This window comes from Glaciecola sp. XM2 (genome assembly GCF_018595715.1).
Classification (GTDB): domain Bacteria; phylum Pseudomonadota; class Gammaproteobacteria; order Enterobacterales; family Alteromonadaceae; genus Glaciecola.
This window is the reverse complement of sequence record NZ_JAHEOJ010000024.1, coordinates 279,984-304,363: the sequence shown is the minus strand read 5'-3', so window position 1 is coordinate 304,363 and position 24,380 is coordinate 279,984. Positions and strand designations below refer to the sequence as shown.

At 44.2% G+C, this 24,380-nt stretch carries 20 protein-coding genes; 14 read left to right on the top strand and 6 right to left on the bottom strand.

Annotated features, from left to right (window positions below; all coding sequences use genetic code 11):
- The first annotated feature begins 108 nt into the window (after positions 1 to 108).
- The 5 genes from KJ365_RS11450 (at position 109) to KJ365_RS11430 (ending at position 4,818) form a co-directional block, all read left to right on the top strand.
- Positions 109 to 672, top strand: coding sequence for a DUF6942 family protein (locus tag KJ365_RS11450; RefSeq protein ID WP_250884174.1), 564 nt, complete (start codon positions 109 to 111; stop codon positions 670 to 672).
- 83 nt (positions 673 to 755) lie between these two features.
- A complete protein-coding gene (locus KJ365_RS11445; RefSeq protein WP_250884173.1) occupies positions 756 to 1,676 on the top strand; it encodes an aminotransferase class IV in 921 nt (306 codons plus the stop codon).
- Entirely contained in the window at positions 1,669 to 2,391 is a 723-nt protein-coding gene (locus KJ365_RS11440; RefSeq protein WP_214451779.1) for a sulfotransferase-like domain-containing protein, read from the top strand. Before KJ365_RS11445 ends, KJ365_RS11440 begins: the two co-directional genes overlap by 8 nt.
- 103 nt (positions 2,392 to 2,494) lie before the next feature.
- On the top strand, positions 2,495 to 3,547 hold the full coding sequence (locus tag KJ365_RS11435) for a mechanosensitive ion channel family protein (RefSeq protein WP_214451778.1): 1,053 nt from the start codon (positions 2,495 to 2,497) through the stop codon (positions 3,545 to 3,547).
- A gap of 65 nt (positions 3,548 to 3,612) precedes the next feature.
- Positions 3,613 to 4,818 carry a saccharopine dehydrogenase family protein gene (locus tag KJ365_RS11430; protein WP_214451777.1) on the top strand — a complete coding sequence of 402 codons (1,206 nt, stop codon included), beginning with the start codon at positions 3,613 to 3,615 and terminating at the stop codon, positions 4,816 to 4,818.
- 19 nt (positions 4,819 to 4,837) lie between these two features.
- On the opposite strand, the gene KJ365_RS11425 is transcribed toward KJ365_RS11430, so the two are convergent.
- The 3 genes from KJ365_RS11425 to KJ365_RS11415 all read right to left on the bottom strand — a co-directional run bounded on the left by KJ365_RS11425 (position 4,838) and on the right by KJ365_RS11415 (position 7,052).
- Entirely contained in the window at positions 4,838 to 5,314 is a 477-nt protein-coding gene (locus tag KJ365_RS11425; protein ID WP_214451907.1) for a retropepsin-like aspartic protease family protein, read from the bottom strand.
- Between the two features lie 234 nt (positions 5,315 to 5,548).
- Entirely contained in the window at positions 5,549 to 5,923 is a 375-nt protein-coding gene (locus KJ365_RS16825; protein WP_250884172.1) for a hypothetical protein, read from the bottom strand.
- Between the two features lie 127 nt (positions 5,924 to 6,050).
- On the bottom strand, positions 6,051 to 7,052 hold the full coding sequence (locus KJ365_RS11415; RefSeq protein WP_214451776.1) for an oxidoreductase: 1,002 nt from the start codon (positions 7,050 to 7,052) through the stop codon (positions 6,051 to 6,053).
- Positions 7,053 to 7,270: 218 nt separating this feature from the next.
- Here KJ365_RS11415 and KJ365_RS11410 point away from each other — a divergent pair, with 218 nt between their 5' ends.
- The gene (locus KJ365_RS11410; protein WP_214451775.1) at positions 7,271 to 7,894 is read left to right on the top strand and encodes an SOUL family heme-binding protein; all 624 of its coding nucleotides are present in this window, start codon (positions 7,271 to 7,273) and stop codon (positions 7,892 to 7,894) included.
- A 30-nt stretch (positions 7,895 to 7,924) separates the two neighbouring features.
- Here the strand turns inward: KJ365_RS11410 and KJ365_RS11405 are convergent, their stop codons facing one another.
- Positions 7,925 to 8,404 carry a hypothetical protein gene (locus KJ365_RS11405; protein ID WP_214451774.1) on the bottom strand — a complete coding sequence of 160 codons (480 nt, stop codon included), beginning with the start codon at positions 8,402 to 8,404 and terminating at the stop codon, positions 7,925 to 7,927.
- Between the two features lie 204 nt (positions 8,405 to 8,608).
- On the opposite strand from KJ365_RS11405, the gene KJ365_RS11400 reads away from it, so the two are divergent.
- The 5 genes from KJ365_RS11400 (at position 8,609) to KJ365_RS11380 (ending at position 17,590) form a co-directional block, all read left to right on the top strand.
- Positions 8,609 to 9,154 (top strand): hypothetical protein, encoded by a 546-nt coding sequence (locus KJ365_RS11400; RefSeq protein WP_250884171.1) that lies wholly within the window; start codon positions 8,609 to 8,611, stop codon positions 9,152 to 9,154.
- A 356-nt stretch (positions 9,155 to 9,510) separates the two neighbouring features.
- Positions 9,511 to 13,608, top strand: coding sequence for a hybrid sensor histidine kinase/response regulator transcription factor (locus KJ365_RS11395; protein ID WP_214451772.1), 4,098 nt, complete (start codon positions 9,511 to 9,513; stop codon positions 13,606 to 13,608).
- Positions 13,609 to 13,942: 334 nt separating this feature from the next.
- On the top strand, positions 13,943 to 14,671 hold the full coding sequence (locus KJ365_RS11390; protein WP_214451771.1) for a hypothetical protein: 729 nt from the start codon (positions 13,943 to 13,945) through the stop codon (positions 14,669 to 14,671).
- A gap of 124 nt (positions 14,672 to 14,795) precedes the next feature.
- On the top strand, positions 14,796 to 16,004 hold the full coding sequence (locus KJ365_RS11385; protein WP_214451770.1) for a hypothetical protein: 1,209 nt from the start codon (positions 14,796 to 14,798) through the stop codon (positions 16,002 to 16,004).
- 20 nt (positions 16,005 to 16,024) lie between these two features.
- Positions 16,025 to 17,590, top strand: a complete 1,566-nt coding sequence (locus tag KJ365_RS11380) for a hypothetical protein (protein WP_214451769.1) — start codon at positions 16,025 to 16,027, stop codon at positions 17,588 to 17,590.
- 253 nt (positions 17,591 to 17,843) lie between these two features.
- Here the strand turns inward: KJ365_RS11380 and KJ365_RS11375 are convergent, their stop codons facing one another.
- Positions 17,844 to 18,380: a DUF6702 family protein gene (locus KJ365_RS11375; RefSeq protein ID WP_250884170.1), complete on the bottom strand. Its 537-nt coding sequence runs from the start codon at positions 18,378 to 18,380 to the stop codon at positions 17,844 to 17,846.
- Positions 18,380 to 20,833, bottom strand: a complete 2,454-nt coding sequence (locus KJ365_RS11370) for a M1 family metallopeptidase (RefSeq protein ID WP_214451768.1) — start codon at positions 20,831 to 20,833, stop codon at positions 18,380 to 18,382. The genes KJ365_RS11375 and KJ365_RS11370 overlap by 1 nt, the downstream gene beginning before the upstream one ends.
- A gap of 242 nt (positions 20,834 to 21,075) precedes the next feature.
- Here KJ365_RS11370 and proB point away from each other — a divergent pair, with 242 nt between their 5' ends.
- Genes proB through can form a run of 3 tightly spaced genes read left to right on the top strand, consistent with a single transcriptional unit; the run spans position 21,076 to position 24,155 of the window.
- The gene (gene proB / locus KJ365_RS11365; RefSeq protein WP_214451767.1) at positions 21,076 to 22,200 is read left to right on the top strand and encodes a glutamate 5-kinase; all 1,125 of its coding nucleotides are present in this window, start codon (positions 21,076 to 21,078) and stop codon (positions 22,198 to 22,200) included.
- Between the two features lie 33 nt (positions 22,201 to 22,233).
- The gene (locus KJ365_RS11360; protein WP_214451766.1) at positions 22,234 to 23,490 is read left to right on the top strand and encodes a glutamate-5-semialdehyde dehydrogenase; all 1,257 of its coding nucleotides are present in this window, start codon (positions 22,234 to 22,236) and stop codon (positions 23,488 to 23,490) included.
- A gap of 56 nt (positions 23,491 to 23,546) precedes the next feature.
- Entirely contained in the window at positions 23,547 to 24,155 is a 609-nt protein-coding gene (gene can / locus KJ365_RS11355) for a carbonate dehydratase (protein WP_214451765.1), read from the top strand.
- The last annotated feature ends 225 nt before the right edge of the window (positions 24,156 to 24,380 follow it).

Genomic DNA, 24,380 nt, shown 5'->3' with positions numbered 1-24,380 from the left:
ACTTACCTGACATTGGGAAACACTTCTTTATACGCTGCCTTGATTATGAGTATCATAGCATCTGTACACAGTCTTCTATACACAGTCTTCTATACACAGAGTAAAATATTGGCGAGAGTAACATCATCTATACAGCACGCCTTAACGCCTCATGCGCTTGGCGATGAGCATGCAACCTTTAAGGTCTATATAGGCAATCGCCCAGATTATATGTTTGCTCATCATGCACAGCCCTATTGTGAGCTCAGAACAGGTGAGATTGATGCTTGCGCAAAGCAATGCGGTAATGGCTGGCGAAAGGTGTTTAATGTGTATGCAAAGCTTGTGTATGCGTTGGCAGCGCCCTCACTTTTGTCGCCATTAGGTAACTCACGGCATCAGCCAAGCAGTTGGCAATCGTATCGAGATGACTCTTTGTTACAAGCAAACAGTAAAACGGCTCTTTGCTTTGTGCCGCCTAATTTGGAAGCGCTTAACGCGCTTCACCTGGTTATGGGTAAAGGTTATGCCAACACCTTAGATTTACCCAATGATTTAGCTTGGCTTAATCATGAATTTGCCATCAGCGAACAGCATTCGCTGATTGTATGTCCGTATTTTGATTATCGACAGCTGAGCAATGTTAAAATATTGTTTTTAGTGGATTTGATCACGCGTTTGCAAAGACCTTAGCCTTACGTAATGAGGGCTTCATCATGGCCATGGTGTTTTGTGAATATTTTATGCTAATGTCATAGCACGGTGATATGAGGTAAATGGCTGCAACAATGGCAAAAGGCACACATCAGTATCAGGATGACCCCAGAAATCAGAGTATTGTGATTAATATCAATGGAGAGTTGTTCGCCAGAGAAGAGGCAAAAATATCGGTATTCGATAGCGGTTTTATTCTCGGTGACGGAGTATGGGAAGGCATACGCTTACATCAGGGTAAGCTAGCCTTTATCGACATGCACATGAAGCGCTTATACGATGGTGCTAAAGCCCTTGATATGGATATAGGCTTGAGTCAGGAGCAGTTGGTACAGCGCATTTACGACACCTGCAAAGCTAATGATATGCATGACGGTGTGCATATTCGTTTGATGGTAACCCGCGGTATTAAGGCAACGCCCTATCAAGACCCGAGAGTAACCATATCAAGTGCCACCATTGTGATTATTGCCGAACATAAAAAAGCGCTAGGGTTGGCTAAGGGCGATGGTGTGCGGTTATTTACTACACATGTGCGCCGTGGATACCCAGATGTGCAAGATCCCAAGCTCAATACGCACTCAAAGTTAAACTGTATATTTGCCTGTATTCAAGCGGCAAAAGCGCAGGCTGATGAAGCGTTAATGCTCGACCCACATGGTTTTGTTGCGACGTGCAACTCAACGCACTTTTTCATTGTTAGAGACAACGAAGTATGGACCTCGAGTGGGGATTTCTGCCTAGACGGGATCACGCGGCGCAATGTGATCAATGTCTGTAAAGAGCATGGCATACCGGTATTTGAAAAAAACTTCACACTTTCGGATGTATATGGCGCTGACGAAGCCTTTATCACGGGCACCTTTGCCGGCCTTACCCCGGTAAAAGAGGTGGACGGCAGAATGATCGGCAGCGGCTCACAAACACTGACCAAAACCTTAGAGGCTTATTATATTCAGCGAATAGAGCGCGACCATGGTTAAACGCATTTGCATGTGGTCGGGGCCACGAAACATTTCAACCGCCATGATGAGAAGTTGGGAAAACCGCGCAGACTGCAGTGTGATTGATGAGCCATTTTATGCCTTCTACTTGGCGCAAACTCAACATCCACATCCCATGTTTGATGAGATCCTTGCCTCTCAGCCCTCAAGTTATGAAGCGGTCGCACATGACATGGTCAATGGTGCATGCCAAACGCCATTGTTATACCAAAAGCATATGACACATCACATGTTAGCGGGGTGTGATTTGTCATGGACCAAGTCGTTGTTGCACTGCTTTTTAATTCGCGATCCCGTTTATGTGGTCAACTCATATACCAACAGCCGTGGTGAGTGCTCGGTAGATGATATTGGTATTGTCCGTCAATTTGAGCTTTATGAGGCCATTTCATCTATCACAAGGATAAGCGATATTCCCATCATTGATGCGGCCGATGTGTTGCGTGATCCCGTGCATTATTTATCTCAAGTATGCGCTCGCTTAAACATAGCTTTTGATGAGAAGATGCTGAACTGGCCTGCGGGCAAGCGCACAAGTGACGGTGTATGGGCGTCACATTGGTATCATAGTGTTGAAGCATCGACGGGATTTGCAGCAGTAACATCACCAGACATCGTGTTAAATGCATCTCAGCAAAGCGTTGTAGATGAAGTGATGCCATATTATTCGGCATTAAAAAAGCGAGCGCTTTAAACACGGCGCTTTGCTCTACAAACACGTGATTTGATAAACGCCCTGCAAGCAACTAGGGTATAACCGCATCGGTATGAATAGCGCTTACCAGAGGAATTGACGTATGACGATTTGGCAAAACATCACTGACACCATGAGCTTGTTTGTCCCCATGGCGATCACCATATGTATTGTGGGCGGCGTTTTATGGTTGGCACACGTATTGTTAATTAAGCGGCACAAAGATGCGGGCAATGAACGTTTGTTCTCACGACAGCTAACGATGCTGGTGCTAACCCTGGTTGGCGTGGTGGCAATCGCCTTGGCACTGCCGGTAAGCGACAGTTCGCGTAATCAAGTTATTGCGCTTATTGGTCTGTTGATTTCGGGTATCTTTGCCTTTTCGTCGAGCACTATTTTTTCAAACATCATGGCGGGAACGATGTTGCGGGTCACACATCCATTTAGAACCGGTGATTTTATTCAAGTGGGCGATTTGTTTGGTCGTGTTGTGCAAAGAGGTTTGCTCGATACGGAGCTTCAAACCGAAAATCGAGAGCTGGTGGCGTTGCCTAATACTTATTTGGTGAGCCATCCTATTTCCGTTACGCGCAGCTCAGGATGCATTGTGTATACCACCCTTTCTCTGGGCTATGACGTTCATCACAGCGAGGTAGAAACACTGCTGCTGCAAGCGGCGCAAAATGCCAAGCTCACCGACCCATTTGTTCAAGTACTCGAGCTTGGCAATTTTGCGATTACCTATAAAGTGAGCGGGATGCTCGCAGATGTGAAAAGTCTACTCAGCGCTCGCTCAAATTTACGTAGAGAAGTCCTCGACGCACTGCATGGACAGGGCGTAGAGGTGATGTCTCCGAGCATTATGAATCAGCGTAAAATGCCAGACGAAAGTAAGGTAATACCTAATTACACACCTAAACAAACTGCGAGCACTAGTGACACCATTGCCGAAAATGTCGTATTTGATAAAGCTGAAGAAGCGGAACGTCGAGAGCAATCAATAGCTGAGCTACAAGCGAATATCGCTACATGTGAAACATCACTTAAAGAAGCCTCAGGGGAACAAAAAGAATCCTTACAAGCCAAGCTAACAGCGCTAAAAGAGCAGCTTAAAGCGTTAAATGATGAGCCAATAAAAGGCGAGGACGCGACTTGATAATCACGTGTGACTCGTTATGCTAGCCGATTATCCATCTACCTTAAAATAATAAGAAGAAACTTATGCGAAAGGAAAAGAAAGAGTTTGACCTAATGCTGTATGGCGCCACCTCATTTGTGGGCCAGATTATGGTGGCGTATTTAAAGCAATTCTCACAAGAGGAATTTACTTGGGCGATTGCTGGGCGCGACGAAGGCAAGCTTAAAGCATTAAAACAAGAGCATGGGTTGACCGAGCTTGAGCATTTTGTGGCAGATGCTAGCGACGAAGCGGCGCTCACGCAGCTGTGCAAGAAGGCCAATGTGATCATCTCGACGGTGGGTCCATATGCGCTGTACGGCGAGACATTAGTCAGAGCATGCGTGCAAACAGGCACCGATTATTGCGATCTTACCGGTGAGCCTCAGTGGATACGAGCTATGCTCGATAAGTACGAAGAGCAAGCGAAAGCATCAGGCGCGCGCATCGTCAATTGCGCTGGGTTTGATTCTATTCCGTCCGATTTAGGGGTGTATATGTCTCAGCGCATGGCAATTGAGAAAACCGGCAACCCAGCCTCTCAAATCAAAATGCGTGTTTACAAACTTAAAGGTGCGGCCTCAGGAGGAACCGTAGCGAGTTTACTAAACGTGCTAAAAGAAGCCGGTGAAAACCCAAGTTTGAAAAAACTATTGGTGAACCCATACGTGCTGTGTGGAAGCGATCATCCCTTCTCGCTTCGACAAAAAAACCACAAAAAAGCAGAGTTTGATGAGGCGCTTGGGATCTGGACGATGCCATTTGTAATGGCCGCAATAAATGAACGCATCGTGCACCGTTCAAATGCTTTGCTCAATGGCCTTTATGGTAAAGAATTTAGATACGATGAAGCGATGTCTGCGAAAAAAGGCTCCGCGGCATGGATGGCAACCTTAGGGCTTGGCGCCTTTGTTGCCGCTGCCAGTATTGGCCCGGTGCGTAACTTACTCGCCAAATATGTATTGCCAAAACCCGGAGAAGGCCCGTCACCTGAAGCGCAAGAAAAAGGCATGTTTGATATGCGCTTTTATGCCACCTTATCGGATGGTCAAACACAAGTGGTTCAGGTCACAGGTGATAAAGACCCAGGATACGGCAGTACAGCAAAAATGCTGTCTCAAGCAGCACTTTGTTTAGCCAAAGATACTGATGATTTAGCCGGTGGGTTTTGGACGCCGGCATCTGCAATGGGAGATGCGTTGATAACGCGTTTGTCTGATCATGCGGGAGTTGTGGTTAAGCCGATGTGATCGGCTTTTATTAACCCTTCTATAAGGTGCGCAGTGTAAGTTCGTCTCCACGCTGCGCCCACTCAAGTTGTTTCAGAGCGCTCATGCCTAAGAGAATTTTGTCTGATCGCATGCCTGGATTTAAATTAGCGTCTACGTTTTGCAAGGTAATCTCACCAATTTTTAGTTCGCGAATATTGGTTTGCGCAACGCTGACCGTGCCATTGGCTGTCTGCGCTAGATATCGACGACCCGGTTGTAGTCCTAGTTGCTGCGCCAGATGCGCGCCAATCGACACGTTGGTAGCGCCGGTATCGAGTAAAAACGTGACGGTATTTCCATTGATCTCACCGTTTAATACATAGTGGCCCATAGTATTTTGCTTCAACCGCACTTCTACGCCCGATGCGGTAACTACCGAAGAGGGTGCCTGATTGGGATTGTATTGACGGTCGAGCATGCCAGAGAAATACATAACCAACAACGCAAAACCGACCACGAATGCCCCTATGAACATCCATAGTCCCAGTGCAGAATTGTGTTGAGCTGGGGTTTGGTCAGTCAAATTGTCTTCTCCGATGGTAAGCGAGCGCACGCTAGGCGATGTGCACTTCTGTTTATACTTGTACTTATGAATCGCGATGTTTGCTCATTATCCACGGTCACCGTTTCGCTCTTTGTGTCACATTGCATTGACGCTGATGTTCACAAACAGCTTATAAGCGCTATTTTTGCGTTTGTAGGCAAGGCGCTATAGGCTTTGCAGAACAGGTGCGAATATATGCAATAACATGCCTGCCACGGAGCCTGTGAAAAATCCCGTCATGCCCTTTTTACCAAAGTAGCGAAACAGCGTGAGTCCAAATAATCCGGTCCATAGCATAATACTGTAAACTGAGGTGATACCGGCCCCGAGCTGCTGCGGCATAAACATCAATACAATCACCATAGCGGCCATTGCACCGGAGAGGATCACCCAGTTAATGTTTTTAGGGTTGGTAAAGGCACTGTATTTTGGTTTGTCTGCTTCGGCCTTTTGCTGTTGCTCGGCTTCTTGAGCTTGCGCTTGCAAAGCCGCTTGTTGTTTTGCTTCTTTTTGTGATTTGACTCGAGACCCTTTAGACATTCTACTGCTCCATCATACTGCGATTCTGTGCGTTTTGTTGACTATATCCTAAGTGTGTTTAGGATGAAAATTATCTGATTGTGACACTTGGCGCCGTTGCGCCAAGGTATTTTGGCCATGCAATCGTTTAGCGTAAACTGACTACATAGCGCCCGACTACTGCCCCTTTAAAAAAGCGGTCTAGGTATTCAGGGGTTTGTTCAAGCGTTATCTCTTCGCAATAGCTCTCAAGATTATCGAGTTTCATATCACTAGCAACGCGTTGCCAAATCGCTTGTTTATCTTCAAGAGGAATAAACACAGAATCAATACCCAATAACGACACGCCGCGGGTAATAAAGGGGATAACCGTCATCGAAAACATAGGAGAAGAGGCTAAGCCGCATGCCGCCACAGCGCCACCAGACTTCACTTGCTTGAGCAGGTTGGCGAGGTAGTCTCCGCCTAAGGTATCAATGGCATTAGCCCATAGCTCACGACCCACTGGACGCTCTTGGACTTTGTTGATTTCATCACGATGTAACACCTGCGATGCGCCTAAGGTTTTTAGGTAATCACCCTTCTCTGGCTTGCCTGAAAATGCGACCACTTCATATCCAAGTTGATGTAACAATGCCACACTGATACTACCTACGCCGCCGGTTGCGCCGCTTACGGCAACAGGCCCATCACTGGGTTTTGCACCGAGTTTTTCGAGTTTTTGAATACACAACGCAGCGGTCAGTCCGCCAGTGCCATATATCATGGCTTCTTTTAACGTCAGTGTGTTTGGGCAAGCGACCGCCCAGTTTGCTGGGATAGAGATCATTTGGCCCAATCCACCATCGGTGTTCATGCCCAAATCATAGCCAAAGACCAGTATTTGTTGGCCAGCCTCAAAGGTGCCTGATGCATCACTGACTACAACGCCGGCGGCGTCAATACCTGGGGTGTGGGGAAACTCTCTAGTGATTTGTTTGTTGCCGCTGGCCGACATCGCATCTTTGAAGTTTAATGACGAATAATGTACTTCAATGAGCAGTTCGTTTTCTGGTAATTGTGAGACTGTGCGCTCCTCAATTTGTTTACTAAATGTATTGTCGTCGTTTTGGCGAACCACTAGCGCTTTAAAAGTCGTATCTGTAGACATAGATGATTTCCCTGTGCATTTAAGTGTGGCGCAACGCATAGCGGGCGCAGCTTTTACAAAATCATAACATTGTGATGACACCTTGCAAGTGAACAAAGCCGTGTGATCAGGGTGATTGCCTCATCCTTTGGTCTAGATTGTTTAACTTACGTACAAAACCCATTAGATATGAATGGCCAAACGCGATTGGCCGAGCGCCTTTTGAAATTGGAGTGGTTATGAAACTATTGTTTGTAGGCTTGGCAGTACTTGGTTTAACAGGTTGCTCCGTATTTGGGGACAGCGGTGTAGAAAGCGCACCCTATACCTTAATCAGTGCCGATGAGGCTAAGCAAATTGAAGTGCGTAACTACGACTCAATGATTTTAGTGTCTGCCAGCATGCAGGACAGTGGCCGTAACAGCGCCTTTAGAAAGTTGTTCAGCTACATTACCGGTGCAAACCAAGGGGCAAAAGAAATTGCCATGACAGCCCCTGTTTTCATGGACGAGAAGCAAGCAAAAGGTACTGAAATTGCGATGACCGCACCGGTATTTATGGATGAAAGCGGTAATGGCCAGATGATGTCATTTGTTATGCCAAAGCATTTTACGCTTGAGACTACGCCCACCCCAACCGATCCGGATGTTGTGGTAACAGAGGTGAGCGACTATAAAGTGGCCGCAATTAAGTTTAACGGCACGCTAAGAGATGGCAACATCGAGCGCTATACCAACGAGTTACAAGCTTGGATAAATGCAAACGGCTACACGCAAATATCCAAACCCATTCAGGCCGGTTATAACGGCCCGCTAACGATACCAATGTTTCGCCATAATGAGATTTTGATCGAAATCGAGTAATTTGCCTCAGCCATCGTACAGATATTTAAGCTATCGGTTAATCGCGTGACAGTTGGTACATCCGCCCGATACTTTTCCTGCGTAATAATAATTCGGCTCTGCCAATGACGCTGCATTTTTGGCCTTACTGATTTTGCTCACGAAGTCATTAAGGTGGTCTTGCAAGAAGGGATGATTTCCGCCTTGATCGCCTTCCTGCAACTTCGAGGCCGCGTTTAGCATGCCTTCTAAGGCATTTAAAACTTGCATACGCTTTTCTTCAGTACTGACTTGTATATCCGTTGACGCATCGTCTGGAGCAAAATCTAGCGCTCCCTCCAAAAGTAGCATTTGTTGCGCAAGCGCATGCATTTCAGAGCGTACGTCTTCGCTTTTGGTATAGTTAAAGTCTGGTGGATACGTTAGCTTTCGCACCGACTCAGAGAACTCAGTGCTACAAGCACTCAGCAGCAGTGTAAATATGCACGCGCTTGCAAGCATAAAATAGCGAGATACGACCAACGGTTTCATTCTGCAGTACTCCTAGATGCAAAGGCTAACATTTGCCTTTTACTGACCTGATTATCATGTTAACAAGTTGTTGTTTTGCCGTATTGATCAGTATCAACAAGTGCGAAGGTGTATCAGTTGTGGCATTGCTCTGCGTACCTTGACCGTTAAACAGCATTTAGGCCATACTCATTCTCGTCTCAATGAATGCGAACAACTCGGAGCGTGTTTATTCCATCAAACCATCAAAATAGTGCCTCGCTCAATGCCAGTGCTGATGATAAAGCCGCTTGGGAGCGGCAGGCCGCTGAAGTGTTTATTCAATGGTACAACGAAAAGTTTGAAGATCAGTTGACCTTTATACGTAACAATCAACCGGCCAAGCCTGACGTAAGTTGTATGCTGAATAATAAACGGGTAGATATCGAAATTGCCCATTTGTATGGCACCGAGCAAGAGGCTATGTCGATTCTTGGTAAAGCGCTAAGTGAGCACACTAAATCAGCCCTGGCACTTTTGAAAGAAAGCTCAACTGCTGAGCAGCGCTTGCTCAAAGCCTTAAATCGTATATTGGAACAAAAGTCTCATAAGCATTACGACAGTTCGCACACTTGGCTGGTGATCAGAAATGCACACCCTCGTTGGAATGCAGAAAAAATAAAAGCGGTGGGCGATAAGATTGTGTTTAGTCAATCGCATCCGTTTGAACAAATCTGGATTGTAGGTGACCTTCATGCACAATCAGGCGTGGTTCGCATTCCAGTGGAATAACCCAGACGAACAATCGCTGCGCGTCTGGGCTAATGTAGACTAACAAGGAAGTATCATACTTTTACGACTCTTACAGGGGAAGGTTAACCGGCGAGTGTGGGGCAGAAGCTAGCGGTCGAATGCAGATAGATTTGTATAATTTTTATAAAAAACGTTAGCAATACTTGTTGATTTTACAAAATAGCAGTACAAAGTTATCTGGCCAATTACCAAACCTAGTTTGTAAATTTAAAAAACATTCGTTAATTTTAAATAATACTGCTCTGTGGTCATAAAATGAGAATGAGCAATAAATGTTCTTCGGCAATTAGATGCGACAAAAGATAAACTTTTATTTATGGATGAAATAAGAAATAGTGTTTTGTAGAATTTTCGTTTTTCTGACCTTTTTTTTTGTTTCACACACTCATGGTAATGATATTGTTGTTCGCCACATTAGCGTTGAACAAGGATTACCACAAAGCTCCGTTAATGATATCTATCAAGATCCGAAAGGGTTTGTTTGGATGGCTACAGACGGCGGTTTGGTTCGGTATGACAGCAATGAATTTAGAGTTTTTAATCCTACCAATACACCCCAGTTGCGAGAAAAGCGCGTCTTAAAAATTGAAAAAGAGTCAGACCTGAGTTTTTTTATTGCTGGTGAATCCACATTGTTCCGATTCGATACCATTGGCGATACGTTCGAAACGTTAAATCTTAATGACATTCGAAATCAATATTCCGATTTTACAATTATAGATCTTGCTTATCAGGATTCTAGCCTCTGGATGCTAGTTATTAACAGAGAGCGCGTACACCTATTTAAAATGCAGTCAGGATCTGATGAGTTTACCCCGGTTACAGCATCAACCGAGTTTTTATCTAAACACAACTATTCATTGCTTAGCGATATCAATGGCAGTGTTTTTGTGCACTCAGACGCAAATAACTATTGGGTGGATCAGCAAAGTCTTAACTTGCAACCAATGACCTTGCCCAGGGCCGAAGGGGCGACAACAGATGTCTATCTTAAGACTTTAACTGGTGACGTACAGTATATCGGAGCCGAATACAAATGGTGTTTTAAAAAACAAGATTTAACGCCTTGTGGGCGGCACTATTTTGATCATCAATATATGCAGCAGTTCTCCGGTGAGAGACCCACTTTGCTGATTCAACAATACGACAGCGAGTCTTATTGGCTCGGTGTTTATGGCGCTGGCGTTTTTAAATTAGATGATAATCTGCAATTGGTGGAGCATTTCACCGCAGATAGCGCACTGAATAGAATAACTGAACTACCGACTACTAAATCTCTCACCAACAACGATATAAACGATTTACTCATCGACGACCAGAAAAACGTTTGGCTGTCGACTTATGGTATGGGTATTAATTTTATTAGCAGAAACGCCATTAACATGGGTTTATTTAGAGCCCTTGACGACAATGAAAGTTTATCTAATCCACATGTGAGAAGCTTCTATTATGTTTCGGATGAGGAAGTTTGGGTGGGTACTTTCGACGGCTTGAACAAGGTCAATTTGCAAACTGGCTTGGTAGAGCGTTATCTTTCGCCGGCCGGGAACAAAACCAGTCGTTACTTTGTTCGTGAAATCATACCATTTGACGAACAAAATTTGCTGGTGTTATTCGCTGATAATATCTCGGGTTCACCTTTGTGGTTATTCAATGTGACCAGCAAAAAATGGAAACGTTTTTCAGTACCTGATGGATTAACCCCAAGTGGCGGTGGCTTTACCGCGAGATTTGGTCAAGACCTGCTGTGGTTGAGCACGGTAACAGATGGTGTTTTTACATACGACGCTAAAACAGAATCTTGGCAACGTCCACAATGGTTAAATGGTCATGTTGCCGACCACATCCAAACCATATATTTTGACGAGGATGGCAGTGTCTGGCTGGGAGGCTTACATGGAGGATTAAGGTATCACTTCGAATCAAAGACTCTGCAAATATTTGGTCAAAACACTCACCCTAGTTTAAGTTCGGACTGGGTTCGCTCTTTTTTACACGACCAACGTAACCGATTATGGATGGGAACCAACGCTGGCTTGTACACAGTTGTTCAATCAATAGACTCGGAGGATGAACTTAATGGCTCATCACCTTCGAAACTGGATTTTGAAGTGGTGAACAAGTTAGCTAAAGAAACTATTTATGGCATTCTAGAGGACCAAGACGGCGTGCTTTGGTTGAGCACAAACTCAGGGATCATTGCGTATCATCCGTATACAGACACCATCCAGAGATTAGATATAAATGACGGCCTTCAAGGCTTGGAGTTTAACACAGGTGCGTTTTTAAAAACGGCCAATGAAAAGTTGTTTTTTGGTGGCACACAAGGGTTCAATTATTTTCAACCAAGGCACATGTTTACTCCGCAAATCGAACCATTAGATATTGTTATTACCGATTTGCGGATACTCAACCAATCACTTACTGTCGGGCAGAATGTCCTGGGCTTACAATTAGAAAAAGCCGTAAACGAAATAAACGAGCTGACCTTGCAGCACTTTCATGAGTTTTTCTCGATAGATTTTACGCTACTGGATTTTTCGCAATCCAAAGACGCAAATTATCAATACAGAGTATCGGATATCAGTGACGCATGGGTCGAAATTGAACAAAACCGTGCCTATTTTACTGGGCTGGCTGACGGTACTTATACAATTGAGTTACGGGCAGTAGATTACTCGGGTAACGTGCTAGGACAACGACAGATATCTGTATTCCAAAAAGCACCTTGGTGGCGAAGCACAAATGCGCTATTGATGTACGTTCTTCTGTTCAGCTTATTCACCTTTACTTTATATTGGCGTCGCCTAGAGCGCCATCGTAAGCAAAATGAGCGACTTCAACAGGCGGTAGACAAGCGCACGTTAGAGCTAAACCTAGCCTTGCGTGAGAAAGACCACATATTCAATCATGTATCACATGAATTCAGAACGCCTTTGACTTTGATAAACGGCATCACGGATAACTTGATAAACGACAACCCTGACTCCAAATCAACATCAAGCCTTGCAAGTATTAAATATCAGTCCAATTATCTATTGAGATTGGTTAATCAACTATTGGGGTTGAGCAGGTTAGATGCTAATGACCTAGACATGGGCGTCGAAGTTTCAGATACATCTATTATCATTGAACAATTGTTAGTTCCCTTTCTGGAGTTGTGCGAGCAAAACCAAGTCAAACTTGAATGGCAACTGGAAGAGCATCTGCACTGCGTGATTTCGCAACACGACATAGCAGTTATCGTGAATAACTTGATGTCTAACGCCATCAAATTTACGCCATCTGGCGGGCGTATCAATGTAAGCTTTCGCAGGGAAGACAACCGAGCCCGTTTGTTGATCCAGGATACTGGCACTGGTTTGAGTAAAGAGGTGCTTAAGCACCTTTGGCAACCCTTTTACAAGGGTGAAAACGCCTATAAGAATCAGTATTTTGGCACTGGTTTAGGATTGTCTCTGGTGAAAAAAACCGTACACAAGCATGCGGGTAAAATTGATATTCGCAATGCGCAAGACAAAGGTTGTATAGCGGAGTGCTGGTTGCCAGTAAAAGCCAAAGCGGTTTCCACAAGACAGCTCAAAAATATCGATTTAAAAGATACAGAGCTAGAACTGGATTATTTACTACCGGACGAAACCATTTTAGACACACAAAATGAGTTGGCCGAAAAGCACGCAAGTATTCTTATTGTCGAGGACCATAGCAAGTTGGCGCAGTTTATTGTGAATGAACTTTCTGATACATACCATTGCTACCGAGCAGTTGATGGTAGCGAAGGTTGCGCTTTGGCCCTTAAATATCAGCCTGACGTTATAATTTCGGACGTTATGATGCCAAAAATGGATGGGGTTGAAATGTGCGGTGTATTAAAATCCGACCCTGCGACGTCTCATATACCGATTATTATGCTTACTGCAAAAAGTGATCATTCAAGCAAGTTACTTGGTCTGCAACAAAAGGCCAACCTATACATGTCAAAACCATTCGATATGAATGAGCTAAGGTTGAATGTGACCAACTTTGTTGAGGATTTAAATCAGCTAAAGGAATACTACAAACAAGGAATACTGACCGAGTTTGGCGTCAATGAGCAGTCATTCAATAAAGAAAAACAATTCACGGACAAACTCTTTAAGGTACTGGACGAGAAGTTTTCAGGGTTTGAGTTTGATGCCACACATTTGGCGAGCGAATTATCAATAAGCGAGAAGCAACTACAACGTAAATTGAAAGCGCTGATTGGCAGTACACCCACCCAATACATAAGAACCTGGCGTCTCAACAAGAGTAAAATGATGCTGCTTAAAGGCCAACCCGTTGGTAACGTTGCCTTTGATTGTGGGTTTAACAATCAAGCGTATTTTAGTAAGTGTTTTAAACAAGAATTTGGTCAAACACCGACTGATTTTCTGTCAAAAAGTCTTCCATAAGTTCCTATCCTAACCGTCTAACACAGTCAGACCAGCACTTTTTTTGCGTAGTAGCATGGGCTGTACCCCAGGAAAAATAAAGCTTGTCGTTCCAGTTATCTCGAATGTCGTTAACGTTATAACGGTAACATTTACTTTTACATAAATTGTTAGCGAACGAAGCGCGCATCGATTAAGTACTTTGCAACTTATTCACTTTATGTCATGCCTGGCATTCGAAGCAAATTCTAAGTTAGATGCTTTGCAGACATTGAAGTGCAATAGAAAACCACGTTAAGGGGGAACTACTTTGTTATTTTTATTAATTTGGCTGGCATTTATTGGGTTGACAATCATGATTGCATCCAAGAAAAACAGAAGCCTTTTATTATGGGGAGTGCTAGGAGCTGTATTTGGCATATTTGCATTAATCATAATAGCTGTTTTACCGGGAGAAGAAAAAAATGCCTCCTCGTCTACCGGCTTTTTTAGCAGAGCGCTTAAACCTTTACCTTACAAAGCGGTGGGCGAAACCATAGCATTAAACACAGACACCTTGTGCAAGGCGTCTGGCGTCAATGTGCATCGTTATTTTAAATCATTTCGACCTGATCAATCTTTTTTGAATAACTTAGTTATTGGTCAGATGGCAGGAGGTTCAGTAGGGGCCGCGCACAATTTCGCAAGTGTAATAGGAATGGTAGGAAATTCATTTTCCAATGGCTACATGGAAGCAGGAGTGAGGTTGTTTTCGTTTTCGCACACGATAGAGAATGAAAGTGTTGCAACAATCTACAATACCTTAATCGCGCTGCGCAACAATGCGCTTATCAGCGACGCAGAATACAACAAATCTCTAGCATCCTTATTGTTTAATGAAGGCGCCGGTCAGACGGATTCAATAGAGTACGATGCCTTAGGAACACCGGTGTTTAAAAACGACAAAGACAAGTTCATTTGTGCGGTGGCATATCAGTTATGGCACGAGAACACTGTGCACCCAGACCGAGTTTTTGCGATGTCTGAGCAGAAGCTATCTGGGTTGAGTACGGAAGATAAAGAAGCACTCAATCTATTGGGCTGAATTTAGCGATGCAGAGGCTAGTAGTTGAGATGCGCCTAAGTTTCGAATTTTACCAAGTAATGTCGAAACGAAAAGTTAGTTTAAACATTTTAACGACAATAACAACAATGAATGAGGCCATCGAATGAGTGTTTTTTTCCTAATTAAAATACTGCTTTTTAGTGTGTTTATCTCTTTTCATACTTTATCGTTTGCCAATACCACCCCGACCCAAGCACAGGTCATAGAAGTTGACTATCAAGGCTTTCCGTACACTGTCGTATTTGGACCAGGGCTCAATTACGGAATTGAAGGTAATGCTTACTTCTGCAAACAAAATGACCTTCAACATGAAGTGCTTAAAGACCATGAATATATCAGTATTTTTAAAAAAATTGCGGGAAAAGCCAAGTACATCAATGACTTCCCCTACGCCATCACCAAAGAGAATACGCGGCGACCTGAAAGGTTAGATTTTCATATTTTCTACATAAACGAAGACGGCCAGCAAGATATGAAGCGAGAACTGGGCGTCCCTGATAAATTCGCTGGGCAATTTTTTGTGCCTATGTGCGTTAGCTTTCTGAGCACTCCTGAGATTAATACCATACTGGCCCAAAATAATGCGATTAGCTCGTCTGTTCCCGCTAGGACTTCTCAAGAAGCTATAAACCGCATCACAAAACAAACCATCCTGAATATGGCATTTGGCGACTTTGCGTTAGGTAAAAAGGCCACCAATCTTGCTTCACTAGAAAAAAAGGCGAAACAAATCGATGTCGTAGCCTCATATATGGACTTCATCGCGGTATACAACGGATTAAATGATGCAGAAGGCCTTGCACGAAACCTTGTTTACGCGCACAGAGATTACTACACACGAGAAGAAATAGAAAAGCTGGTTGTAAAATATCGAGATAAAATAAATCAAAATGACCGCTTCAAGTTTACTCGCTTTGTATATCATGGTTTGAGTGATAACGTTGATATAGGTGATGGCTGGAAGCTGATAGAAGCTTACTTTACCGACGACCTATCAACGTTTCGATTTATCGCTGAAAAAAACTATCCTTCGATTACCAAAGACCAACTTATCAATTCCGTATTAGCTAAATACGGTGAACCTACTACTACAAAAAACAATCGACTTTTTTATACCGCGTTCAATAATAATAGCGAAGCTGTCATTCATGAAGTGATATTTTCGATTTCAGATCAGGGTATTCAAATAAACGCGAATAGTCCTTACATTGAGACTAAGGCACTCAATAGAGCGCGTATTGAACTTTCCAAATACAAAGCCGAAATCAAAGCGAATCTGCCTTCCGATAAAAACAAAATCATCGAGTTATAACTTCAAGGAGACAACAAGCAATGAGAACACTTCAAATTATTTTTACTGCGCTCTTATTATTACTTATTGCTGTAGGGCATTCTTACGCTCAAGAAGAAGAGTTTGAAGCCATCATGAAAGATCCAGCACTCTCCCAAGATGAGAAATATGAAGCATGGCTAAACATTTTGGTTAAGCACGAGCCTGCAATGGCGAGCATGGCCTCTTCTCCACAAATGAAGATAGTACTAAGACAACAATTTGATTCTATGGCAATGCTATACCTGCAAGGCTCTGCTATGGAAGCAATGGAAAGGGCGAAAGAAAAATCCCAAGCTGAAGCTCGCGAAAAAGAGCGTGCAAACACCACGCAAAAGCGCTCGCCCTTTCAACAAATTGCTGAGGCACAACAACCTCTTGTCACGCAACATCCTGAAGTGCGCCCAAACGTTAGTGATGATGACCTTTTTGTTCTTACTGGTCGAGAAAAGTCTATTCGAGATAAAAAGGTGACTGTATATACTCACCTCACGGCTATTGAAAATGCCGACAATAAAGCTGCTTCTTACTGCGATAGACTGAGTATTAGAGGTGTGAATGATTGGCAATTGGCATATAGACGCGACTTTAACGTTAAAGAGCTTCAAAATAGCTATGGCTTTACCACTGATACTCCCGACGTACCCTTCACTACGCTGTACTCAAAATCGCAAACTGTCCTCACTCGCACTGCACTAGTTCCACACGATTCCATTGGTAATGAGTATAAATTAGGAACGAGTAATCGCGAAAGAGAGCCAAATGTAGATAGAAATGAAGGCGCAATGCTAATGCCAATATGCATCACGCTTAGTGAGGTCCCCAGAGAAGTTCAAGAGACAGTATTCACACTCTCTCCTATTGATGAGTTTCATTTTAACAACCTATCACTTGGTTTAGAGCTACCGATTAATGATAAAAACATGGTGGATAGACATTTTTTCAATGCCGCTGGAGTGAAAGATTCTGACGCAAAACCGACTAGGACAACGGGAATGAAGTATTTTACAAGGGGAGATATTAGGCGAGCTCTTCAAATGGCAAAGTTGGAAGATAGCAAGTTGGCTCAAGTTATTTTACAGGAGCAAATAGATAAGCGATTCCGTGAAGTACGTGTTGATGCAGATTACAGTGCTAGACTCATCGTAGGTCCTGACAATAGAGTAATTTATTTTAATTATGAGCGTAGTATACCAAATGAAACGCTTACTCAAGAAACACTCGCTAACATCATTATTAATCAAAAAGGTGAACCATTAAGTTCCACTGCTCGGGAAAAAAGGCGTAATGACTTAATGTATGGGATGTTGCAATTATTTTATTCACCTTCTGCTGAAGCATTCGGCGAGAATGCAAGCTTCGACAGGTTTATGCGCTTAGACGAGCGCGACGTATCAGGCCCAATAAAACATGTTAGGATGAAAAACGACAATACATTTATTGCACAAGCGTATGACTGGGAAGCAATCAGTACTTTGAGACGAGAGATTATCATGTATGCCAGAAATGAACTGTTCGATGAAACTAAAGCACGAGAGCAAGCTTCTATGAATAAAGTAAGCTTTTAACCCGCTGAAAAAAGTTGATAAGGATGACTTGGCTTAGACTGGGTCATCTATTCGCAATTCTTTTTTTCAAGTTAGGGCTTCGCTTCATCGCTTGCTACATCTTGATCATAAGACGACGCATGACAACGGTGATTGCAGAATAAAGAGCTAACTCAATTTACGAAAAGATATATTAATTCAGCTGATCCTCAACCCCGTTAAATCATACACCATAAGTGTGATACTTTTTTGTCAATCTACAGCTAACTGATGATCAGTGTTTAAATTGTATATTCAGAACTTCAGTGTTTTCAGTAAAGGTTAAGGTATTGACCTTATCGGCGACCTCAATGTTCACCGTATTGGTTTGTGCAAACCAAATATCGCGCAAAGCATTGTGTACCACTTTCAGGCCTTCTATATCCTTTGGCGCGGCGGTTTCTTGATATACCCAAAAATGTTTTCCCTCTACTTCAAAACCAATTGGGGTGAGGGTTAGGGGCGTATCATCTGCCGTGTAAATGCCAAAGCGAGCATATACATATTCCGCAAACTGTTGTTGCGTTTCTTGTGAATGCATAATGTCTGCGCCGGGGGCAAAAAGCTCTTCAACGGCATGCTCGGCATCGTGCAACTCAAAGCGGTGCATCACCTCTAAGGTATCTGTGCTAGGGTTTAGTACCACTTTGGTCAATGCAAGCTTTTGCTGATGCGCCATGCTCTCACTCATCAACAACGTGCACGCTAACATCAGCGTGCACCATAGCGCTAGATTCAAACGCATGGGTTTATGGTAAGGGCAATTCAACATTATTGCTCTTCCTCTTCCTCTTCGTCCTTCAGCTCAGTCTTAATATCTTGCATGATATCGCGGGCGACTTTACTGGAACTTGCAGAGCGTTTAAACGATTCGATACGCGATTCGATAATTCGACGCGGGAAGTGATTATTACTCACATTCGCGTCTGCCGTTTCCCAGCGTGGGTCAATCACAATACTTTCAATGACTTTGTCGGTGTCGGTCACAATAAGCTTTTGCACTTGCTTAGGACTGCGACGCCAGATTTCCGCTGGGATACGCATCATGTCGGTGGTGCCATCGGTGAAGGTCATTTCAATAATGATAGGCATAACAAGCCCGCCGAGGTTAGAAAACGACAGTACGTAGTAGTTTTTGTCTTCTTCAACAGCGCGCTCAAAAGCCACTTTTTCCCAAGGATCTAAACCTGCTAAAAATGATTGATAGCTATTGCGCTCTTTGTTGGTGACCGTGTAAATATCGTTTTCGTCGTAGAAATCGCTTACATCGCTGTTGCGTTCTACCCAAAGCTGTTTCCCTTCACTTGCATTGCGCTCAACGGTGATTGACATCGGCTTATCTAAACTTTGCTCGCGTTGGCGAGAAAAGTCGATGTCAGGATCTTTCGTATCCATGCGCAGTTTATATACTGAGTCGAGTGAGATATCCACATGGTCGGTGCTATAAAACCAGCCTCTGAAGAACCAATCTAAATCTACACCAGAGGCTTCTTCCATAGTGCGGAAAAAGTCGGCAGGTGTTGGGCGCTTGTACTTCCAGCGCTGGGCATACTCTTTAAAGGCAAAATCAAATAGGTCTCTGCCTAAAATAGTCTCGCGCAGAATGTTAAGCGCAGCAGCGGGTTTTGTGTAGGCGTTAGGGCCCAATCGAAGTACAGAATCAGACTGTGTCATAATGGGTACTTGCGTACTTGAGCGCATATAGTCAGTGATATCGCTAGGTTCGACGCCCCAAGGGATCATGGGGTCCCATTCACGTCCGGCTACACCGTCTAAAAAGCTGTTTAACCCTTCATCCATCCACGTCCATTGGCGCTCGTCTGAGTTGACAATCATGGGGAAGTAAATGTGCCCAATTTCATGAATCACCACACCAATTAAGAAACGTTTTTCTGCTAATGAATAGGTGCGTGAGCCATCATCTTGTAAGTCTGTGCGAGGGCCATTGAAGGTGATCATCGGATATTCCATGCCGCCAACGGGGCCGTTCACTGACTGGGCCACCGGATAGGGGTAGTCAAAAGAAAAACGCGAGTAGACTTCCATGGTGTGGATAACCGATTCGGTGCTGTATTTCTTCCATAAATCGCCACCTTCTTTAGGATAAAACGACATTGCCATGACTAAAGGTTGCTCGTCACCGCCTTGCGGGTAGCCTTTTGCATCCCACATAAATTTACGTGAAGATGCCCATGCGAAGTCACGCACGTTTTCGGCTTTAAAACGCCAAGTCTTGGTATCGGTTGTGCCTTCTTTTTCGTTCTCTAGCGCTTCTTCTTCAGTCACAATAAACACAGGGCGCGCTGCTTTTTCAGCTTCTTTTAGGCGATTGCGCTGCGTGCGCGTGAGCACATCATTGGGATTGGCCAGTTCACCCGTGGATGACACGATGTGGTCAGCAGGCACGGTTAAGCTAACGTCATAATCCCCAAATTCTAGGGTAAATTCTCCGCTGCCAATAAACTCTTTGTTGGTCCATGCTTCATAATCTGTGTATGCGGCTAAACGCGGGAACCACTGCGCTAATAAGAAAATATCGTTGCCACCTTCACGCGCGTCATCGGGAAAGTGCTCGTAACCGGAACGCGCTGATACCGCATCTTCTTCGACAATGTTAAATGCGAAGTCGATATCAAAGCGAACATCATCACCTGGCTTTAGGGGCTGACGTAAATCTACGCGCATTAACGTTCCAACGATGGTGTGCTTGAGTGTATCGCCGTTTCGTAACGCCACTTTGTTGATGTCATATCCCAAATCAACGTCTTCGATAAACTGTTGGCGTCTTAGCGCCGCTAGGCTAATGCGAGCAGGAGATGACGCGCCGGCAGAGGCACTGTCGGGTGCTGGAGAACTCATGCCACCAAATGTTTGGGTCAGCGCGGCCATGCTGTTACGTTTAAATATGTTTTGGTCCAACTGGATCCACAAGTACTTAAGCGTATCGGGAGAGTTGTTGGTGTAGGTGATATTTTGTGAGGCGGTGATTCGACGTTTTTCTTCGTCCAAAGTAGCGCGGATCACATAGTCTACTTTTTGTTGCCAATACATATGCCCAGGTTCGCCCGCTGCATTTCGGTATACGTTAGGGGTTGGCAATACCTCGTCTAGTTGACGGAACTTATCCTCAAAATCTCCCTTCGTTTGGTTAATTTGTGAGAAAGCGGTTGTTGCAACAACCAATAAAAAGCCTGTCAGTAAAGGCTTAAATGACCAAGACGTCATGGGTTTTCCTTTTTTTTAAATGTTTAAAAAAACAAATGTCAGAAATTTTCGAGCGATAGTGTAACTATTTTCGAAGTAAAATACATCTATGTTAAGAAAATGTTACTTTTAAGGCCACTTTGGTTGATTAGAGCTAAAATGCATAAAAACTCACACTTTAAGCACTAAATAATGATTTGCACCCTTGAGAAAACGTGCTAAACCCTTACCCTAACGTCCATCATTTAACGACATTCTTGGTAATGACAGCTTTTACATGGCAAACCGCCGTAATCAAAATAGGTAGTGCCCTCGTATCTCCTGATGGAGCCGGCACAAGCGATAAATTCCTTGTTGATATCGCACACTTCATCAGCGAATCCCGCAAACAAGGAAAACATGTAGTTTTAGTCTCTTCAGGGAGCGTCGCCGCTGCAAGGGGCGAAATTCGCACTGGACAGAAAGTTAGCCCCGGCAAAAAATCTGCGATGGCCGCAATCGGGCAGACAAAAATGATGGCAACATGGTCTAGGTTATTTGATTTTTCTTGCGCGCAATTGTTGTTAACGGTTGAAGACTTAAATGACCGCAGACGCTTTGTAAACATTAAAAATACCATAGAGCAATTACTCGATCACGACGTGCTTCCGATCGTAAATGAAAACGATACCGTGGCGATTGATGAATCTAAAGTAGGTGATAACGATAATCTCGCGGCGCATACAGCGATTGCTGTGCAGGCGGATTGTTTAATTATTTGCACAGACGTAGATGGCTTGTACACCGGCAATCCGCGCTTAGATCCGCAAGCGACGTTGATTGACCAGGTAGAAACCATAGACGATAAGATTATGGGCTTAGCCGGTGGTGCGGGCTCATCTGTTGGCACCGGTGGCATGATCACTAAACTTCAGGCCGCAAAAAAGTGTGCGCAATCGGGTATTCAGACTTTGTTGGTCAACGGCACCAAGCAAGCGACGTTCTCACAATTGTTGCAAGGTAACTGTTCGGGCACTCTTTTCTTAGAAGAGAGTGATGACAGTACCGCGCGTCAAGACTGGTTGAAGCACACCTCTAATGCAAAAGGCGAATTGGTGGTCGACCATGGCGCCTATCTTGCGATGACAGAACGAGGAGCCTCGTTACTTGCCGCCGGTATCACCCAAGTGGTCGGCAAGTTTGCCGCCAATGATGCGGTATTAGTCACACATGAGGGCCACGTGATTGGCAAGGGCTTAGCCGCCTATTCGTCTGCTGAAATACAGCAGATTAAAGGGGCTAAAAGCACACAAATTCAATATATTTTAGGTTATAGCGACAGTGCAGAAGTATTGCACCGCGACGACTTTGTTCGCATCGCGCACAATTTGACCCAAACGGACGCTTAAAATCACTCTACGAGGAGAAACAAGAGAATTTCTATGACATTTGATATTCAGCAAGCAGCTGCCAATGCTAACGCAGCGAAAAATGCCATTGCCAACCTGTCGCAAGGTCAGCGCAAACAGTTACTTGAATCTATTGCTACGTTACTAGTAGAGGCGACCCCCGCCATATTAGCGGCCAATCAAAAGGATTTAGATAACGCCCGAGCCATGAACATGAGCAGCGCTATGATTGATCGCCTTGGGCTTGATGAAAAAGGCGTGCAAGGCATAGCCAAAGCGGTAAATGAAATCGCCAACCAAGATGAGGTGCTAGGCAGCATTGCGAATATTAAACCTCTGCCAAGCGGCATTCAGGTAGGTAAAATGCGTATTCCACTGGGTGTGGTAGCGATGATTTACGAATCCCGTCCAAACGTCACGATAGACGCTGCCGCACTTTGCCTGAAGGCCGGAAATGCGGTGATTCTGCGAGGTGGTAAAGAAGCACAGCATTCTAATCAGGCATTAGCCAAAGTGCTTCATCAGGCCCTTAAACAAGGAGGCTTACCAGAGGCTATCGCGACAGTTATTCCTGTTCCTGATAGAGAAGTGATGGCGCAAATGTTGACCTTAAGCGAGAGCATTGATTTAGTCATTCCCCGTGGTGGTGAAGGGCTGATCAACTACGTATCACAAAACAGTAAAATTCCGGTGATTCAGCATTTTAAAGGCGTATGTCACCTCTATATCGATGCGCATGCGGATTTAGACAAAGCCTTACCTATTCTTGAAAATGGTAAAACTCAACGCACAGGTGTGTGTAATGCGCTAGAAACGTTATTGGTGCACAAAGATATTGCTGAGCAAGCCATGCCGTTAATCGACCAGCTGTTCGCTGATAAAGCAGTAAAAGTCCATGCGTGTGAAAAAAGTCTGCCGTATTTTAAACACGCAAAAGCACAAGCCGCTACTGAAGCTGATTGGGAAGCGGAGTACTTGGATTTGGAGATTGCCGTTAAAATTGTCGATGACTTTGATGCTGGTGTTTCTCATATTCAAACATACGGCAGTGGCCACACCGAAGTGATCGTAACGGAGAGCTTGGCTAATTCGCAGCGCTTTATGCGTGAAGTGAATTCATCGGTGATCATGCTCAACGCCTCATCTCGCTTTTCTGATGGCGGTGAGCTTGGCTTAGGCGCTGAAATAGGTATATCTACCAGTAAGCTGCACGCATATGGGCCTATGGGGGCACAACAACTTACCACTGAAAAGTTTGTGGTATATGGCGATGGACATATTCGCGCTTAAAGGCGATAGTGTATCTATAAAGTGTAGATACACTTAAGTCATATTAGGAGCGTGCGATGCCAGAAATTAAGAAACTGTTGGATAACAATATCCGATGGGCAAAGGCAACGCATGAGCAAGACCCTGAGTTTTTTGAGAAGCTGTCTACACAACAATCCCCAGTTTATTTATGGATAGGGTGCTCTGATTCTAGAGTGCCTGCCAATCAAATTGTGGATTTGTTACCCGGTGATATTTTTGTACACCGCAATGTCGCCAATCTCGTGATTCACACCGATTTTAATTGTTTGTCGGTACTACAGTATGCCATCGACGTTTTACAAGTTAAGCACGTGATTGTTTGTGGTCACTACGGTTGTGGCGGCGTTGAGGCCGCGCTGGGTTCGCAAAAGTTAGGGTTGATTGACAATTGGTTACTGCACATCAAAGATATTGCCAGTGAACATGCAGAGCAATTAAACGCATTGTCGGAAGCCGATAAATTGTCCCGTTTATGTGAACTCAATGTGTTACAACAAGCGCAAAATGTGCAGCGCACATCGGTATATCAAGATGCGATTGCCCGCGGACAAGATGTGAAAATTCACGCCTGGATTTATAGTTTGAACAACGGTGAGATTAAAACCTTGAAAGAACCGGAGTTATCTATTCAACCTAGCGCATAAAATGCTTTTGTTACTATGTTAGATGGAAAGTCCGACCCAGTGCGCTAAGCTCCTGTGAAGTACCCTACAGACGGTCCACTCTCATTGAATTAGATACAATTAAAACGTGCCCCTCGAACCCAAACGTCATCCTTTCCTTCGCAAGCTATATGATATTGGATGTATCCATTGAACTCACAAATGGCACTTGTCATTCAATTCAAACTGTAAGGCTCAAGTTTTGGG

What these genes read in the sequence shown, in the direction of transcription:
- KJ365_RS11425 (WP_214451907.1), bottom strand. Translation starts at nt 5,314, where the DNA reads ATGTTCATAGGGGCATTCGTGGTCGGTTTTGCGTTGTTGGTTATGTAT.
- KJ365_RS11445 (WP_250884173.1), top strand. Translation starts at nt 756, where the DNA reads ATGGCTGCAACAATGGCAAAAGGCACACATCAGTATCAGGATGACCCC.
- KJ365_RS11375 (WP_250884170.1), bottom strand. Translation starts at nt 18,380, where the DNA reads ATGTTGAATTGCCCTTACCATAAACCCATGCGTTTGAATCTAGCGCTA.
- KJ365_RS11380 (WP_214451769.1), top strand. Translation starts at nt 16,025, where the DNA reads ATGAGAACACTTCAAATTATTTTTACTGCGCTCTTATTATTACTTATT.
- KJ365_RS16825 (WP_250884172.1), bottom strand. Translation starts at nt 5,923, where the DNA reads ATGTCTAAAGGGTCTCGAGTCAAATCACAAAAAGAAGCAAAACAACAA.
- KJ365_RS11360 (WP_214451766.1), top strand. Translation starts at nt 22,234, where the DNA reads ATGACATTTGATATTCAGCAAGCAGCTGCCAATGCTAACGCAGCGAAA.
- KJ365_RS11440 (WP_214451779.1), top strand. Translation starts at nt 1,669, where the DNA reads ATGGTTAAACGCATTTGCATGTGGTCGGGGCCACGAAACATTTCAACC.
- KJ365_RS11435 (WP_214451778.1), top strand. Translation starts at nt 2,495, where the DNA reads ATGACGATTTGGCAAAACATCACTGACACCATGAGCTTGTTTGTCCCC.
- KJ365_RS11410 (WP_214451775.1), top strand. Translation starts at nt 7,271, where the DNA reads ATGAAACTATTGTTTGTAGGCTTGGCAGTACTTGGTTTAACAGGTTGC.
- proB (WP_214451767.1), top strand. Translation starts at nt 21,076, where the DNA reads ATGACAGCTTTTACATGGCAAACCGCCGTAATCAAAATAGGTAGTGCC.
- KJ365_RS11430 (WP_214451777.1), top strand. Translation starts at nt 3,613, where the DNA reads ATGCGAAAGGAAAAGAAAGAGTTTGACCTAATGCTGTATGGCGCCACC.
- KJ365_RS11405 (WP_214451774.1), bottom strand. Translation starts at nt 8,404, where the DNA reads ATGAAACCGTTGGTCGTATCTCGCTATTTTATGCTTGCAAGCGCGTGC.
- can (WP_214451765.1), top strand. Translation starts at nt 23,547, where the DNA reads ATGCCAGAAATTAAGAAACTGTTGGATAACAATATCCGATGGGCAAAG.
- KJ365_RS11390 (WP_214451771.1), top strand. Translation starts at nt 13,943, where the DNA reads ATGATTGCATCCAAGAAAAACAGAAGCCTTTTATTATGGGGAGTGCTA.
- KJ365_RS11385 (WP_214451770.1), top strand. Translation starts at nt 14,796, where the DNA reads ATGAGTGTTTTTTTCCTAATTAAAATACTGCTTTTTAGTGTGTTTATC.
- KJ365_RS11370 (WP_214451768.1), bottom strand. Translation starts at nt 20,833, where the DNA reads ATGACGTCTTGGTCATTTAAGCCTTTACTGACAGGCTTTTTATTGGTT.
- KJ365_RS11415 (WP_214451776.1), bottom strand. Translation starts at nt 7,052, where the DNA reads ATGTCTACAGATACGACTTTTAAAGCGCTAGTGGTTCGCCAAAACGAC.